We start from the raw sequence: 15,289 nt of genomic DNA, 5'->3' as shown, positions 1-15,289 counted from the left end.
GGTCACCACCGCGCGGCCGAGGACCTCTCGAGGTCGCGCAGCTGCGCGCTGAGGGCCGCGACGTCGGCCTTCGTCGGCGACTGCTCCTCTTCCTCGAGGCTGAGGACGAACTGGCCGCTCGGGGTGAGCTCCCCGTGCTGGATCTCCGCGATGCTGTCACCGTTCTGGCTGCGTATCGCATGGTCGATCTCGCTGTGCCGGATCCCCAGCTTCTTCAGGCCCCGTTCCTCGACGTGACCGTCCTCGATCACGGTCGTCGGCTTCCCCTGCAGGATGCGCGCGGCCCTGGGACTCATGGTCATCAGGTACCGCAGGCCGGTGTTGATGCCGACGAGGGTCACCGATGTGATCACGGCACCGGTCACGCTGTCGTCCGCGCCGACGATCGCATTCTCCACACCGCTGGCCAGCAGGAGCATCACGATCAGATCGAGGGTGTTCGTGGATGCCAGTCCGCGTTTCCCGGAGATTCTCAGGAGCCCCAGCAGGAAGAGGTAGACCAGCGCGATCCGCAGCACCTTCTGGACGAACGGGACCTGCTGGACGAGCAAGTCATGCCACATTCCCTTTCCTTCCGCTCACGGGCCGGCGGCATGACGTCGACCGGCTCCCCGCGCGCGTCACTGCGCAGCGTTGCCCTCCTGATGCGCCGACGCCTTCCGCACCCCGCCGCTCCGGGCGCCGTCGTCGGTGGCCGGTGCTCGATCATCGACGTCGTCCCCGACGCGCGTGCTCGTCCGACCCCGGAGGCGTCGCAGCAACCTCGACGGGTGCAGCCGGCTCGATCGGCGCGGGCGGCCGTGGCTCGGTGGGTCGGCGACCTGCGCGTCCTGGCCGGCCCGGCGGACCGCGCCGAGCGCCTGCTCCGGTGGGACCCCCGTGAAGATCATCACGTCGAGCGCGACCATGCGCACCGCGCCGAGGGCCGCGTCGGACGGCGCCGGCGCGTCGTCGTCGGACACCTGGCGGGCCAGGTCGAGTGCCTGCTGAGCCGCGCGCTGCCGGGTCGGGCGATCCCCGGGCTGCGGGGCCAGCTCGGCCAGCACCTGGGCGAGCCGGCCGACGGCCGGCGCCAGTGCGGCCTGCTGGGGTGCGGCTGTGGCCGGCGCGGTGCGGGTCAGCAGCAGGCAGCTGCCGGCGAGCAGGTCCAGGTGGTCGGCCCGTTCCCGTTCGCGGACCACCGGGGCCTCCTTCGACCGCCAGGTCACCGAGTGCCGGACGACGCGGTCGCTGGCCTTGCGCATGGTGGCCAGGTCGGACAGTGCGTCGCGGAGGCCCCGGAGACGCGACAGGGCCTGGTCGGCGAGCTGCGGATCGTCGCGCGCGAGGGACTCTCCGGTCAGTCGCAGCCCGTCGGCCAGTGTCGTGAGCACCGTGGTCTCCGCCCGCCGCAGCAGCCGCAGCGGGTCCGGCGGGAACACCAGCTGGCTGAAGACCAGCGCCACCCCGCCGCCGATGAGCGCCTCGATCAGCCGGTTGGTGCCCTCGGCGCGGTCGCCGAACGCGGTGATCAGGATGGCCGCGACGGCCGCCTGGGCGGTCACGACCCGCGCGCTGTCGATCAGCCGCGCGATCACCATCGCGGTGAAGGTGGCCGCCGCGAGCGTCCAGACGCCGCCGCCGGCGATCGCCACCGCGATCTCGCCGACGACGATGCCGACGAGAACCCCCACGAGCAGGCGCACCGCCTGGGACCCCCGCCGTCCCAGCGTGGCGTTCAGCCCGACCACCGCGGCGATCGGCGCGAAGAAGGGGCTGGAGCGGTGGAGGGCGTACACGGCGATCGTCCACGCGATGGCAGCGGCCGCCGTCTGCTGGACGATCGGCCACAGCGCCCGCGCCGTCCGGCGCAGCACCGATCGATCGTCAGGTCCCGGCCACCGTCGCGCTCCGCCGTCGTGCATCCGCACCCCATGTCTGCTCGGCCAGGTCCGGCATACCCCCGCTCGGGCTGGGTAGCCGCCGGTCGCGGGATCCGGCGACCGCAGTGCCCGGGAGGCGCCATGACCGAGACCGAGCACGTCGACCTGCTCGTGGTCGGCGGCGGCAAGGCGGGCAAGTCACTGGCACTGGACCGGGCGAAGGCCGGCTGGTCGGTCGCGATGGTGGAGCACGACAAGATCGGCGGCACGTGCATCAACGTCGCCTGCATCCCGACCAAGGCGCTCGTCGCCTCCGCGAGGACCCTGCTCACCGCACGCCGCGCCGACCAGCTCGGCATCGAGCTCGGCGGCCGGCCGGCGGTCGTCCTCGACCGGTTGCGTGCCCACAAGGAGGGCGTGATCGAGGGAATGGTCGTGGCCCACGCGAAGCTGTTCACCGGCTCGGGCATGGACTTCCTGATGGGCACGGCACGCTTCGTCGGCGAGCGCACCGTCGAGGTCGCGCTGAACGGCGGCGGCACGCGAACGGTCCGTGGGCGGGACGTCGTCGTGAACACCGGCACCGCGCCCGCGCTGCCCGGCCTGGCCGGTCTGGCCGAGGTCGAGCCGTGGACGTCGGAGACCATCCAGCGTCTGGACCGGCTGCCGTCCTCCATCGTGATCGTCGGGGGCGGTTACGTGGGCTGCGAGTTCGCCTCCATGCTCGCCGTCTTCGGCACCCGGGTGACCCTGGTGCAGAGTGCCGCCCGGCTGCTGCCGCGGGAGGACCCGGAGGTCTCCGGCTGGGTGGCCGACCTGCTCGCCGGCCAGGGCGTGGACGTCCGGCTCGGCGCGCGGGCAACAGGCGTACGGCGAGCGGACGGCGACGTCGTGCTCACGCTCGCCGACGGGACAGAACTCCGCGGCGGCGACCTCCTCGTGGCCACCGGGCGCCGGCCGGTCACCGCTGACCTGGACGCGGAGAAGGGCGGCATCGAGCTCGACGCGCGCGGCTTCGTCGTCGTCGACGAGCACCTGCGGACCACTGCCGAGCACGTGTGGGCCGCCGGCGACGTCGCCGGCAGCCCGCAGTTCACGCACGCGTCGTGGAACGACTTCCGGATCCTCACGGCGAACCTGACCGGCGGGGATGCCGTCACCACCGGCCGGCTCGTGCCCTACACGGTCTTCACCACGCCGGAGCTGGCCCGGATCGGGATGACCGAGAGCGAGGCCCGCGCGGAGGGGCGGGCGGTGACGGTGGCCCGGCTCGACGTCGCGGCGATCCCGCGGGCCAAGACGCTCCGCGAGACCACCGGGCACTGGAAGGTGGTCATCGACCGGGAGAGCGACCAGATCCTCGGCGCCGCGCTCCTCGGCCACGACGCCGGCGAGGTGCTCGCCGCGGTGCAGATGGCGATGCTCGGCTCCCTGCCTTACCAGCGCGTGCGGGATGCCGTCATCACCCACCCCACCATGGCCGAAGGGCTGAACCTGCTCTTCGACACCGTTGCCCGACAGACCCCGGCCTGACCGGGGCCACGGGTGATGCTGAGCTCTGCGGTGCACCGGGCTCTGCGGTGCACCGGCGCGAGCCGCGCTGGGCCAGCAGATGCGGGGCGACCATCCGTGGCTGCTCAGCGACGAGCAACGATGACGATCCCCCCGCCGAGCGCGGGAGCCGCGGAGGCTCCCTGGCGGGCTCACCCTCCTCCGGACCGGAGCCCCCCGGAAGCACTTCCGGTCCGGCTCCGGCCGCATTCGCCCGGCGCGGGCTCAGGCCACGTCCGGACGGCGGACGACCGCGCCGCGGCTCATGACGAAGTCCACGCCCGCGGTCGCCGCGATGTCGGCGATCGGGTCGCCCGGCATGGCGACCACGTCGGCGCATGAGCCCGGCGCCAGCACGCCCAGGTCGTCGCGCCCCAGCAGTTCGGCGGCGACCGAGGTCGCTGCCTTGAGGGCTCGCACCGACGTCAGACCGGCGGCCACCATCGCCTGGAACTCGAGGATGCCGTGGCTGAACGGGAACATTCCGCAGTCGGTGCCGTAGGCGATCTTCACGTCGCTCGCCGCCACGAGGCGTTGGGAGTCGAGGATCTGCCGGCTGTCGCGGCCGAACTTCCAGACCGCCTGCTCGGGCAGCGTGCCCGCCGCGAGCGCGCCGAGGTCCTCCTGGGTCATCTGCATCGTCGGCACCACGTACGTGCCGGCCCGGCTCGCCATCCCGACGCCCTCCTCGTCGATGAGGTAGGCGTGCTCGAGACTGCGGACGCCGTGCCGGATCGCCTGCTTGCAGGCCTCCGCGGCACCGGTGTGCACGGCGACCGGCATGCCGAGCTGCGCCGCGGTCGCCGTCAGCGCCGCCATCTCGTCGTCGAACCAGGTGCAGCGGGCCGGGTCGTCGCCGGCGCTGAAGTAGCCGCCCGCGTTCGCCGTCTTGATCCAGTCCGAGCCGAAGGCGTGCTCACGGCGCACCAGCCGCCGGATCTGCTCGGTGCCGTCGCCGACGGAGGACACCGGGAGGTCCCAGCGCGGCGCGTAGAAGCCGCCCACGTCCCCGTGTCCGCCCGTCGAGCTGAGCACGTGCCCGGCGACCACCAGACGCGGTCCCGCGACCAGCCCGGCGGTCAACGCATTGCGCAGGTCGACGGTCGGGAACTCGGGGTCCATCGTGCCGAGGTCGCGCAACGTGGTGAAGCCGTAGCGCAGGTACTCCTGCGCCAGGCCGAGGCCCGTCAGCGCCTTGCTCGCCGAGGAGGCCAGCGTCTGCGCCCCGAGGTCGGACGCGTCCATGGTCAGGTGCACGTGGGTGTCGATGAAGCCGGGGCAGACGGTGCGCTCGGACAGGTCGATCACCTCGGGGCCGTCCGGTCGGTCGACCGTCCGGTCGATGGCGGCGATGCGGCCGTCCCGCACGAGGATCTCGGTGGGTCCGCTCAGCTCCTCGGCAACCCCGTCGAACAGCGCTCCGCAGACGAGCACGTAGCTGCCCATACAGCCAGCGGTACCCCCACGCACCGGCCGCACACGAACCTGTGAACACCTCCTTCCCGTGGGTGGAATGGCGAGGGCGCGGGCACACTGACCTCGGGAAGCACTCACACCGACGTCCTCAGGGGTGGCCATGGCCTCCGACTCAGCCGTCACGTCCGTTCTCTCCGGGCAGGAGGCCGCCCGCTCGTGGCAGGAGGACCTGTACCGCGACGTCCACCAGCATCCGGAGCTCTCGCACCAGGAGCACCGGACGGCGGGGTTGGTGGCCGACCGGCTGCGGCAGGCCGGTTTCGAGGTGCACGAGAAGGTGGGCGGCACCGGGGTGGTCGGCGTCCTCCGCAACGGGGACGGCGCGACGGTCCTGCTGCGGGCGGACATGGACGCGTTGCCGGTGCGCGAGGCGACCGGGCTGCCCTACGCCAGCCAGGTCACTGCGACCGACGGCGACGGCAACCAGGTGCCGGTGATGCACGCCTGCGGGCACGACATGCACGTGGCGTGCCTGGCCGGTGCGGCGCAGTTGCTGGCCGACGGCAAGCAGCACTGGAACGGGACGTTGATCGCGCTGTTCCAGCCCGCGGAGGAGACGGGGGACGGGGCGAAGGCGATGGTGGACGACGGTCTCGCCCAGTTGATCCCCACGCCGGACGTGGCCCTCGCGCAGCACGTGATGGCGCTGCCCACCGGCCGGGTGGGCACCCACCCCGGGCCGGCCCTGACGACGGCGGACAGCATGCGCATCACCGTCCACGGCCGCGGCGCGCACGGCTCGATGCCGCAGGCTTCGGTCGACCCGGTCGTGCTCGCGGCCATGATCGTGGTCCGGCTGCAGACCGTCGTCTCCCGCGAGGTCGCGCCGAGCGACACGGCCGTCCTCACCGTGGGCAGCATCCAGGCGGGGACGAAGAGCAACGTCATTCCTGATCAGGCCACCCTGCAGCTCAACATCCGGACGTTCAGCGACTCGGCGCGCACGACGATCCTGGACGCGATCCGGCGGATCGTGACGGCCGAGTGCCAGGCCTCGGGCAGTCCGAAGGAGCCGGAGTTCGAACTGTTCGACCACTTCCCGCTCACCGACAACGACAGCGCCACGACCGAGCAGGCGGCGACGGCGTTCGGGGAGCACTTCGGCAGCCAGTTCCGGCAGGCGGGTCAGCAGTCGGCCAGCGAGGATTTCAGCGACATCCCCGAGGCCCTGGGCGTGCCGTACAGCTACTGGTTCATCGGCGGTATCGACGCCGACCTCTACGACAGGGCCGAGAAGGCCGGCCGCATCGCCCAGGACGTTCCGGTCAACCACTCCGCCGAGTTCGCTCCGGTCATCCAGCCGACCCTGGACACCGGCACCCAGGCGCTCGTCGTCGGCGCGCTGGCCTGGCTGGCCGCCTGAGGACCGTTGCGGTTCAGTCGTCATGCCTCCTCGGCCACCGTTGGCTCTCGTCCCTGCCCGGTCGACTGTCTGCGGCCGGCCCTGGGCAGGCGGCGCGTCGTCGATGCCGTCCTCTCAGGCCGGGATGGGGGACAGAACGGGGATCATGCCGAAGAGGTCCTTGGGGTCGTCCGGCTCGGCGACCAGGTCGACGTCGGTCACCCACGGCGTCCCGCGCACCGCGTCGCGGACGTAGCGCAGGGCCGACAGGTCCTCGAGGGCGAAGCCGACCGAGTCGAACACCGTCACCTGCTCTTCCGATGTACGACCCGCGCGGCGGCCGGTGAGCACCTCCCAGAGCTCGGTGACCGGGAAGTCGGGCTCCATCGCCTGGATCTCGCCCTCGATCCGGGTCTGCGGCGTGAACTCGACGAAGACCTCGGCCGCCCGGAGGATCGCCGGATCCAGCTCGGTCTTCCCGGGGCAGTCGCCGCCGACCGCGTTGAGGTGCATGCCGGGCTCGATCCAGTCGGCGAGCAGCACGGTGGCCAGGGCCTTGTCCGCGGTGCAGGTGGTCACCACGTCCGCACCGAGCACGGCTTCCCGCGCGGAGGTGGCCAGGGTGATGTCGAAACCGAGGGGTTCGAGGTTGCGGCGCAGCTTGGCCGCGGCGGCGGGATCGGTGTCCCAGACGGTGACCTGCTCGATACCGAGGGCACCGCGCATGCCCAGGGCCTGGAACTCGGACTGGCTGCCCGCGCCGATCAGGGTCAGACGCCGGCTGTCCGGGCGGGCCAGGGCCGTGGCCGCGACGGCCGACGTGGCCGCCGTCCGCAGCGCCGTCAGCAGGGTCATCTCCGCGAGGAAGACCGGATAGCCGTTGGACACGTCGGCCAGGGCGCCGAAAGCGGTGACGGTCTGGTAGCCGCGGGCCGGGTTCGAGGGGTGGCCGTTGACGTACTTGAACGCGTACGTCGTCGCGTCGCTGACCGGCATGAGCTCGATGACGCCGAACGACGTGTGGCTGGCCACCCGCGGGGTCTTGTCGAAGGCCGGCCACCGCCGGAAGTCCTCCCGGAGGTAGCCGGCGATCCCGGAGATGGCCTCTTCCACCCCCGCCTCGGCCACCCAGCGGACCATGTTGCGCACCCCGACGAACTCCGTCATCTCTCCACTCTCCGCTCAGCCACGATCCGGAACCCGCCGGCGGCGGGGGTGGGGGCCGCCGGCCCGCTCCGGTGGGAGCGGAGGCCGGCGGCCGCCCGGTCGAACGGCGAGGGATCAGACCTCGCCGCGGTTCACGGTGATCTCCTTCACGTGCCCGGTGGTCATCCCGTACGCCCCGAGGATCGAGGTGTACGTGCCGTCGTCGACCAGCGCCTGGTAGGCCTTCTGCAGGGCGGGGATCAGCTCGGCGTCGAACTTCTTGTTCAGCAGAACGCCGACCGGGTTGGGCAGGGTCTCGGTGTAGCCCACGGAGAGGGCGCCCTCGGACTGCTGCACGACGTTGATCGCGATCGGTGCGTCGATGACCATCGCGTCGGCGCGACCGGCGCGCAGCGTCTGCACCGCGGAGACCGAGGTGTCGGCCTGCACCGCGACCGGCGCCTCCTTGCCGGCGTCCTCGCACAGGGCGAGAACTGAGCCCGGCGCATTCGCGTCGGTGATCTGGAGCAGCTGCACGGTGCCCACGGCGGCGGTGACCTTCTTGCCGCACAGATCGGTGTTCGTGACGATGCCGAGCGGGTTGCAGTCGGCGACGACGGCCGACACCGAGGCGTTGACGTAGTCGACGAAGGAACCGAGCGCCTGCCGCTCCTTCGTGTCGTTGAAGAACCCGGCGATGCCGTCGACCTGGCCGGCGCTGTAGGCGGCCAGCGGGTTCTGCAGCATCTGGAACTCGATGGGCACGCCGAGCTTCTCTCCGGCGGCGCGGAGCAGGTCCGGCTCGAACCCCCGCTGCTCGCCGTCCTTCGCGAAGTTCACCGGCGGCAGGTCGGGGGCGACGCCGAGGACGACGGGCTGGGCCTTGGTGCCGGCGGAGACCAGGTCGGCCAGGGCGGGGTCGGGCTTCTGGGTGGGAAGCGGGGGCGCGGCGAGCGGGTCGCCTGCGGGGACCGCCTCGGTCCTGCAGGCGGCACTGCTCGTGGCGCCGGTGGCGTCCGGCTTGTCGACCTGGGCGCCGCAGCCGGTCAGCACGCCGACGAGCAGTAGGCCGAGCGCCGGGACCGCGGGCAGCAGACGGGTTCTCATGGGTTCCTCCGGTTCTGGGGGGAGTGGTGCGGGGGGTGGTTCGCGCCGGTCACCGGCGGTCCAGGGAGTCCGTGCCGTGGCGGATCTCGCCGCCGACGACCGTGGCCACCACGGCGAGGTCGCCGATCGACTCCGGGGCCACGGCGAGGAGGTCGTCGGAGAGGACGACGAGGTCGGCGAGCCTGCCGCGGGCGAGGGTGCCCTTGCGGTGCTCCTGGTGGTCGGCGTGGGCCGAGCCGACCGTGTAGGCGCGCAGCGCCTGCAGCGGGGTGAGCCGCTCGGCCGGGTTGAGGATCCGGCCGTCGGGCAGCTGCCGGTTCACCAGCGAGTGGATGCCGCGCAGCGGGGACCCGTCGACCACCGGGCAGTCGGAGCTACCGGGCAGCTCGATCCCGGCGTCGAGGAAGCTGCGCTGCCGGTACAGCAGCTCCGACCGCTCACCGCCCAGGGCGGTCACGTAGCTGTCGCCCAGCTCGTCGAGGAATCTGCCCTGCGGCACCGGGACGACGCCGAGCTGCTCGATCCGCTTCACCTGCACGTCGCCGGCGATCCCGCAGTGCTCGATGCGGTGCCGCGGATCGTGCCGCGGGTACAGCTGCTGAGCGCGCTCGTAGGCGTCCAGGACGACCTCGACCGCGGCGTCCCCGATCGCGTGCGTGCCGATCTGCCAGCCGGCCCGGTGCGCCGCGAGCACCTGCTGCTGCAGCACGTCGGCGTCCTCGAGCAGCAGGCCGCGCCCGCCGGGCCGGTCGGCGTAGTCGCAGCAGACCGCAGCCGTGCGCGCGGTCAGCGCGCCATCACTGATGATCTTGACCGCGCCGATGCGCAGGAAGTCGTCGCCGAGACCGGTGCGCAGGCCGAGGTCGAGACCCAGTCCGCCGTCGAACTCGTGCAACGCCGAGATCTCCGGCATGACGGTCATGCGCACCCCGAGCACGCCACGCTCGCGGGCGGTCATGAACGCCGCCAGGTCGCTGGGGCTGTTGCCGATCATGGCGCCGCTGATGCCGGGCTCGGTGACGCTGGTGAGCCCGTCGGCCAGCGCCGCCCGCGAGGCCAGGGCGATCGCGTCGATGAACTCCTCGAACGGCTGCGGCCGGATCTGCTCGAACACCATCGTCTGGGCCCGCTCGGCGATCAGGCCGGTCGGATCGCCGTCCGGGCGCCGCTCGATCCAGCCGCCGTCGACGTCGGGCAGGTCCCGCGGGTCGGCAAAGCCCATCCGCGCGATGGCCGCGGTGCTGGCCACCCCGGCGTGGTGGGAGGCGTGCGCCACCCACACCGGCCGCCCGCCGGAGACCGCGTCCAGGCCTTCGCGGGTGGGGGAGCCGTCGAGCTTGCCGTCGTCCAGGCCCGCGGCGAGCACCCAGGCGTCGGCCGCGAGCGTGGCGGCGTGCCGGCCGACGGCGGCGTAGACGTCGTCGAGGGAGCGGACGGCTGCCGGGGAGACGTCGCACATCTGCAGGTCCTGGCCCCGCGCGGACAGGTGCTGGTGCGCGTCGTGCAGCCCCGGGACGACGGGAGCCCCGCGCAGGTCGATCACGGTCTCGGCCCGGCAACCGTGCAGCTCCTCGTCGAAGCCGACGATCAGGCCGCCGAGCACGCCGACCGCCGAGGCGGTGGGCCGGCGCGGGTCGAGGGTGGTGAATCGTCCGTTGCGGAAGAGAGCGTCGAGCAGCACGGGAGTCCTTCGGTTGGCGGTCAGGCGCGGGAGGTCGGCCGCGCGACCGAGGCGAGTAGGGTGGTGACGTCGACCGCGCCGCCGGCGAGCGCGAACTCCGCGTCGACGGCTGCCCGCAGGTCCGCGTCGCCGAGGTAGTCGACGGCGGTCAGCGCGAGACCGACGGCGCCGTCCACCACCGCCCGGTCGGCGGCCGGTCCGGCGGCGTGCGCGGCGAAGGCAGCCGTGTGCATGCCGGCCTCCTGCGGGGCGATCCCGAGCATCGGGTGGATCGCGGGCACGCGGAGGCTGACGTTGCCCAGGTCCGTCGAGCCGCCACCGCCGCTGGGCAGGGCGTCGGCGGTGACCACCGTGCGGCCGCGGCCGGTCAGGTGGGCGGCGTACCGGGCGGCGAGGGTGGCGTTGCTGCGGACCGGGAGATACGGCGGCGCGGGGTCCCAGGCCGCCTCCAGGGTCGTGCCCGTGACCAGCGCCGCGCCCTCCAGCACCCGCTGCACCCGGTCGGTCAGGTCGACCAGCCCCTCGACGGTCGCGGACCGCAGCATCACCGTCGCCCGGGCCAGCGCCGGGACGACGTTCACCGCCGAACCGCCCTCGCTGATGATCGCGTGCAGCCGGTCGGTGCCGGCCACGTGCTGCCGCAGCGCGGCCAGCCCCTGGTAGGCGGAGACCACGGCGTCGAGCGCGTTGCGGCCCAGGTGCGGGGTGGCCGACGCGTGCGCGGGAATTCCCCGGAAGGTCACCTGGACCACCCGGCAGCCGAGGGCGGTGAAGTCGGCGACGTCGTCGCCGGCGAACGGGTGCAGCATGAGCACCGCGTCGACGTCGTCGAACGCCCCGGCGCGGGCCATGAGCTCCTTGCCCGAGCCGTTCTCCTCGGCGGGGGTGCCCAGGAGGACGACGGAGCCGCCGAGCCGCTCGACCACGGCCGCCACCCCGAGGAACGCACCGACCGCGGTCGCGCAGATGACGTTGTGCCCGCAGCCGTGGCCGATGCCCGGGAGGGCGTCGTACTCCGCCAGCAGGGCCACGCGCGGCGACCCGGCACCGGCCTGCGCCCGGAAGGCGGTGGCCAGCCCGTGCATCCCGACGTCCAGGTCGAAGCCGTGCTTTCCGACCAGGTCACGGACCAGCTGGACCGACCGGTGCTCGGCGAACCCGAGCTCGGCGGCGTCGTGGACCTCGTGGCTGAGGCGGACCAGGTCGGCCGCGCTTGCTTCGATGACGGCGCCCGCAGTGGCGGCCGGCGCCGCGACCGTCGTCGCTCCGGTGGCGCTCAACTCGTCGCGCCGTTGACGGTGATCGTGTCCAGGAGGCCCGTCGTGATGCCGTAGGCCTTCATGGTCGTGCCGTAGGTGCCGTCGTCCACGAGCTTCTGGTAGGCCTTCGCCAGCGCGTCGATGAGCTCCTTGTGCTCGCTGTTGAGAAGTACGCCGACGGGGACCTTCAGCTCCTCGACGTAGGCGATGGTGAGCTTGCCCTGTGACTGCTTGACCGCGTTGATGGCGATCGGCTCGCCGGTGACCAGGGCGTCGGAGCGGCCGGCGGTCAGGGCGGAGATCGCGGAGACGCTGGTGTCGGCCTGCACGGGCACCGGAGCGCTCTTGCCGGCGTCCGCGCAGAGCTTCAGCAGCGAGCCGGGGGCGGCGGGGTCGGTGAGCTGGGCGAGCTGCACCGTCCCCACGGCTGCGCCGATGTTCAGCCCGCAGAGGTCCTCGGTGCTCGTGATGTGCTTCGGGTTGCAGGGCTGGGTGAGCGCCGCGCGTGACCCGTTGGAGTAGTCGATGAACGTGCCGAGCTTCTCCCGCTCGAGGGTGTCGGTGAACGCGCCCGCGATGCCGTCGACCTGCCCGGCGCTGTAGGCCTGGAGAGCGTTCTGGCTCTCCTGGAACTGGACCGTGACGCCGACGAGTTCGCCGGCGGCGCGCAGCAGGTCGGCCTCGTAGCCCCGCTGCTCGCCGTCCTTGCCGAAGTTCACCGGCGGCAGGTCCGGCGCGACGCCGATCACCAGAGGCGTGGCCCGGACCTGGTCGGAGACCGCGGCGGACAGATCCGGATCGGCCTTCTGGTGCTTGAGCGCAGGGGCCGCGAAGGGATCGCCGGAGATGTCCGGGTCGTCGCAGGCGGCAGAGCTGCCGGCGGCCGCGCCGGTCTGCTGCGGGTCGTCGACCTGCGCGCCGCAGCCGGCCAGCAGGGCGGCGGCCAGCGCCGCGGGGACGAGAGCGGACAGGGATCGGCGGCGCAGGGACACGTGTGCTCCTAGGGGTGGGGGAGTGCGGGAGGTCAGCGGCGGGTGGCCGAGCGCGCGACGAGGCGCTCCAGACCGATCTGGAGAAGGGTCAGCACAGCGGTCAGGACCAGGTACCAGAACGTGGCGACGAGCAGCAGCGGCGTCTGCTGGAGGTTGCGTGCGCCGATCTGCATGACCGCCGAGAACAGGTCGGTCACCGAGGCGAGGATGACGACGGCCGTCGTCTTGGTCATCGCGATGACGTTGTTGAACAGCGGCGGCAGGACCACGGGCAGGATCTGGGGCGCGAGCACCCGGCGCCGGATCTGGCCCGGCGTCATCCCCACCGCGCGAGCTGCCTCGAGCTGGCCCGGGGGAACGGCCGCGATGCTGCCGCGCAGGATCTCAGCCATGTAGGCCGACTCGTTGAAGCTCAGGCCGATGATGCAGCCGACGATCGGGGCGACCAGGAGGTTCGTGTCGTAGAAGGCGAACTCCGGCCCGAACGGGATGCCGAGTGAGATGACCGGGTAGAGCTGGGCCAGGTACACCCAGAAGATCACCTGGACGATCACCGGCACGCCCCGGAAGAACCAGATGTACCAGGCGGCGATGGTGGACAGCACCCGGCTCGAGGACATCCGAAGCCCGGCGATCACCGAGCCCACCAGCAGACCGCAGACCATGGCGCCGAGCGTCAGGACGATGGTCGTCCCGATGCCGCCCAGCACCGTGTCGTCGAAGAGGTAGGCGCCCACGACGTCCCAGCGCCAGCGCTCGTTGGTGAGCACGCTGTTGGCGAGCATCGCCAGGACCAGCGCCAGCATCGCGTAGCTGACCACCCGCCAGGGGTGCCGGCGGCGGACCAGCGGCAGGCCCGGAAGTGTGGGCTCGGTGCCCTCGCGGGAGATCGAGGTGGGGACGGCGGTGCTCACGGCGGCTCCCGGGACGGTTTCGACGGTCATGCGGACGCTCGCTGGACCCGCGCCAGGAACTCCCGCGTGCGCGGGTGCGTGGGGTTGCCGAAGACCTCGGCGGGGGTGCCGTACTCGACGATGCGGCCGGCGTGCACGAAGGCCACGCGGTCGGCGACCTCGCGGGCGAAGGCCATCTCGTGGGTGACCACGACCATCGTCATGCCGCCCTCGGCCAGCTCCTTCATCACGCCAAGCACCTCGCCGACGAGCTCGGGGTCCAGCGCGCTGGTCGGCTCGTCGAAGAGCATCAGCGCGGGCTCCATCGCCAGCGCCCGGGCGATGGCCACCCGCTGCTGCTGGCCGCCGGAGAGCTGGCGGGGGTAGGCACCGGCGCGGTCGGCGAGGCCGACCCGCGCCAGCAGCTCCTGCGCCCGCCGCCGGGCCTGCTCCTTCGGGACGCCGGCGACGACCACCGGGCCCTCCATGACGTTCTCCAGCGCCGTCCGGTTCGGGAAGAGGTTGAACTGCTGGAAGACCATGCCGATGTGCCGCCGCTGCGCCGCCGCCTCGCGCGGGGACAGCTCGTGCCGGCGGCCGTCGCGCAGCCGCACGCCGATCGGCTCGCCCTGAACCTCGATCACGCCGTCGGTGGTCTCCTCGAGGCCGTTGACGCAGCGCAGCATGGTCGACTTGCCCGAGCCCGAGGCGCCGATGACGCAGACGACCTGACCCCGCTCGATGGTCAGATCGATCCCGCGCAGCACCGCGAGCGGGCCGAACGACTTCCAGACGTTGCGGAACGCGAGCATGGGCGCTGCCCCGCGATCCACGTCCGGTCGTGCCGGCGCCTGCGTCGGCTGTCCCACGATCGGCCACCTCTTCTCTCTCGCACGGCGTTTCCGGGAACAGTGGCCGGGTCGGGCTAGACAGTCCAATGCCGATTTCGCTTTCCCGTCATGCCGATCCGGCATAGGTTGACGTCGTGGACCTGCGGCGTGTCGAGCACTTCCTGGCGGTCGTCGACGCGGGCACGGTCACGGCCGCCGCCGAGCGGATCCGGCTCGCGCAGCCGGCACTGAGCCGGCAGCTGCTGCAGTTCGAGCGGGAGCTCGGCATCCAGCTCTTCGACCGGACCCACGGACGCCTCGCGCTCACCCCGGCTGGGCGCGACTTCGTGCCCGTGGCCCGCGAGCTGGCGGCGCTGGCCGAGCGCACGCACGCCGCGGCGCGGACCCTGGCCGAGGGCGTGCTGCACCGGCTGCTGATCGCCGCGCCGACGGCGACGATCACCGAACTGGTGGCCCCTTTCCTGGGCACCCTGGGCCGCGACGACCCGCTCGTGCTCGTGCGCGAGGCGTCGCCGTCCCGCGCCTACGCCGCCCTCGAGACGGGTGCGGACCTCGCGATCTCACCGGCCCCGGTGACCGGGAATCTGTCGCACTGCCGGCTGGGGGCGGTGCCCCTGCGTGCGCACGTGGCGCCGGACCATCCCTGGGCGGCTCGCCGCACGGTTCACCTGGCCGAGCTCGTCGCCGAGCCGCTCTTCCTGCTGCCCCAGGACAACACGTCCCGCGTCGAGCTCGACCTCGCCGTCGCCCGCGCGGGCCTGTCCTACGACCGGGTGGAGGAGTGCGACGTCGCGCGGGTCATCCAGGCGCACGCCGCCACCGGCCGAGGTGTCGGCGTCGTCACCGACTTCCCGCGGTTCGGCGCGCACAGCCTGTTGATCGCCGACCCGCGGGCGCCCGACTCCGCGCCTTTGCATGTCGTGCTCAACGCGGCCTGGGATCCCGCACACTTCGCCGCCGAGGCCATCGAGTCCCTCGCCGGACGGATCGGGACCTTCCTCGGCACGGTCGCCGGCGTCGCGTCTGGCGAGTGATCCTCCTCGGATGCGCCTGCGAACCCGGAGCAGGTGATGTCTACACCAGGCCTGCTACCCTGCAGCAAGATGTAGAACGTCGTTGTCACGTCAGA

The 15,289-nt window shown here is 72.6% G+C and carries 13 protein-coding genes; 3 read left to right on the top strand and 10 right to left on the bottom strand.

Annotated features, from left to right (window positions below; genetic code table 11):
- Positions 1–2: 2 nt before the first annotated feature.
- The gene (locus AC2H4J_RS07935; protein ID WP_487464312.1) at positions 3–563 is read right to left on the bottom strand and encodes a DUF421 domain-containing protein; all 561 of its coding nucleotides are present in this window, start codon (positions 561–563) and stop codon (positions 3–5) included.
- A 57-nt stretch (positions 564–620) separates the two neighbouring features.
- Entirely contained in the window at positions 621–1,856 is a 1,236-nt protein-coding gene (locus AC2H4J_RS07930; protein WP_487464311.1) for an FUSC family protein, read from the bottom strand.
- A gap of 147 nt (positions 1,857–2,003) precedes the next feature.
- Between AC2H4J_RS07930 and AC2H4J_RS07925 the strand changes: the two genes are divergently transcribed.
- Positions 2,004–3,395 (top strand): dihydrolipoyl dehydrogenase family protein, encoded by a 1,392-nt coding sequence (locus AC2H4J_RS07925; RefSeq protein ID WP_487464310.1) that lies wholly within the window; start codon positions 2,004–2,006, stop codon positions 3,393–3,395.
- 243 nt (positions 3,396–3,638) lie between these two features.
- Here AC2H4J_RS07925 and AC2H4J_RS07920 read toward each other — a convergent pair whose 3' ends face one another.
- A complete protein-coding gene (locus tag AC2H4J_RS07920) occupies positions 3,639–4,859 on the bottom strand; it encodes a metal-dependent hydrolase family protein (RefSeq protein WP_487464309.1) in 1,221 nt (406 codons plus the stop codon).
- A gap of 130 nt (positions 4,860–4,989) precedes the next feature.
- Between AC2H4J_RS07920 and AC2H4J_RS07915 the strand changes: the two genes are divergently transcribed.
- Positions 4,990–6,252, top strand: coding sequence for an amidohydrolase (locus AC2H4J_RS07915; protein WP_487464308.1), 1,263 nt, complete (start codon positions 4,990–4,992; stop codon positions 6,250–6,252).
- Between the two features lie 114 nt (positions 6,253–6,366).
- Here the strand turns inward: AC2H4J_RS07915 and AC2H4J_RS07910 are convergent, their stop codons facing one another.
- The 7 genes from AC2H4J_RS07910 to AC2H4J_RS07880 form a co-directional block, all read right to left on the bottom strand.
- Positions 6,367–7,398 carry an ornithine cyclodeaminase gene (locus AC2H4J_RS07910; RefSeq protein WP_487464307.1) on the bottom strand — a complete coding sequence of 344 codons (1,032 nt, stop codon included), beginning with the start codon at positions 7,396–7,398 and terminating at the stop codon, positions 6,367–6,369.
- Positions 7,399–7,512: 114 nt separating this feature from the next.
- A complete protein-coding gene (locus AC2H4J_RS07905; RefSeq protein ID WP_487464306.1) occupies positions 7,513–8,484 on the bottom strand; it encodes a transporter substrate-binding domain-containing protein in 972 nt (323 codons plus the stop codon).
- 49 nt (positions 8,485–8,533) lie between these two features.
- The gene (locus AC2H4J_RS07900; protein WP_487464305.1) at positions 8,534–10,165 is read right to left on the bottom strand and encodes an amidohydrolase; all 1,632 of its coding nucleotides are present in this window, start codon (positions 10,163–10,165) and stop codon (positions 8,534–8,536) included.
- A 20-nt stretch (positions 10,166–10,185) separates the two neighbouring features.
- The gene (locus AC2H4J_RS07895; protein WP_487464304.1) at positions 10,186–11,445 is read right to left on the bottom strand and encodes an amidohydrolase; all 1,260 of its coding nucleotides are present in this window, start codon (positions 11,443–11,445) and stop codon (positions 10,186–10,188) included.
- Positions 11,442–12,416: a transporter substrate-binding domain-containing protein gene (locus AC2H4J_RS07890; RefSeq protein ID WP_487464303.1), complete on the bottom strand. Its 975-nt coding sequence runs from the start codon at positions 12,414–12,416 to the stop codon at positions 11,442–11,444. Before AC2H4J_RS07890 ends, AC2H4J_RS07895 begins: the two co-directional genes overlap by 4 nt.
- Positions 12,417–12,448: 32 nt before the next feature.
- Positions 12,449–13,360, bottom strand: coding sequence for an amino acid ABC transporter permease (locus AC2H4J_RS07885; protein WP_487464302.1), 912 nt, complete (start codon positions 13,358–13,360; stop codon positions 12,449–12,451).
- Positions 13,357–14,178, bottom strand: a complete 822-nt coding sequence (locus tag AC2H4J_RS07880; protein WP_487464301.1) for an amino acid ABC transporter ATP-binding protein — start codon at positions 14,176–14,178, stop codon at positions 13,357–13,359. Before AC2H4J_RS07880 ends, AC2H4J_RS07885 begins: the two co-directional genes overlap by 4 nt.
- Before the next feature lie 116 nt (positions 14,179–14,294).
- Here AC2H4J_RS07880 and AC2H4J_RS07875 point away from each other — a divergent pair, with 116 nt between their 5' ends.
- A complete protein-coding gene (locus tag AC2H4J_RS07875) occupies positions 14,295–15,194 on the top strand; it encodes a LysR family transcriptional regulator (protein WP_487464300.1) in 900 nt (299 codons plus the stop codon).
- Positions 15,195–15,289 lie beyond the last annotated feature (95 nt).

Source organism: Blastococcus sp. OS1-29 (genome assembly GCF_057628075.1).
This window is presented reverse-complemented; position numbering and strand designations above follow the sequence as displayed.

Coding starts and splice junctions, on each gene's coding strand:
- AC2H4J_RS07885 (WP_487464302.1), bottom strand. CDS start 13,360: ATGACCGTCGAAACCGTCCCGGGAGCCGCCGTGAGCACCGCCGTCCCC.
- AC2H4J_RS07935 (WP_487464312.1), bottom strand. CDS start 563: ATGTGGCATGACTTGCTCGTCCAGCAGGTCCCGTTCGTCCAGAAGGTG.
- AC2H4J_RS07905 (WP_487464306.1), bottom strand. CDS start 8,484: ATGAGAACCCGTCTGCTGCCCGCGGTCCCGGCGCTCGGCCTACTGCTC.
- AC2H4J_RS07920 (WP_487464309.1), bottom strand. CDS start 4,859: ATGGGCAGCTACGTGCTCGTCTGCGGAGCGCTGTTCGACGGGGTTGCC.
- AC2H4J_RS07910 (WP_487464307.1), bottom strand. CDS start 7,398: ATGACGGAGTTCGTCGGGGTGCGCAACATGGTCCGCTGGGTGGCCGAG.
- AC2H4J_RS07915 (WP_487464308.1), top strand. CDS start 4,990: ATGGCCTCCGACTCAGCCGTCACGTCCGTTCTCTCCGGGCAGGAGGCC.
- AC2H4J_RS07925 (WP_487464310.1), top strand. CDS start 2,004: ATGACCGAGACCGAGCACGTCGACCTGCTCGTGGTCGGCGGCGGCAAG.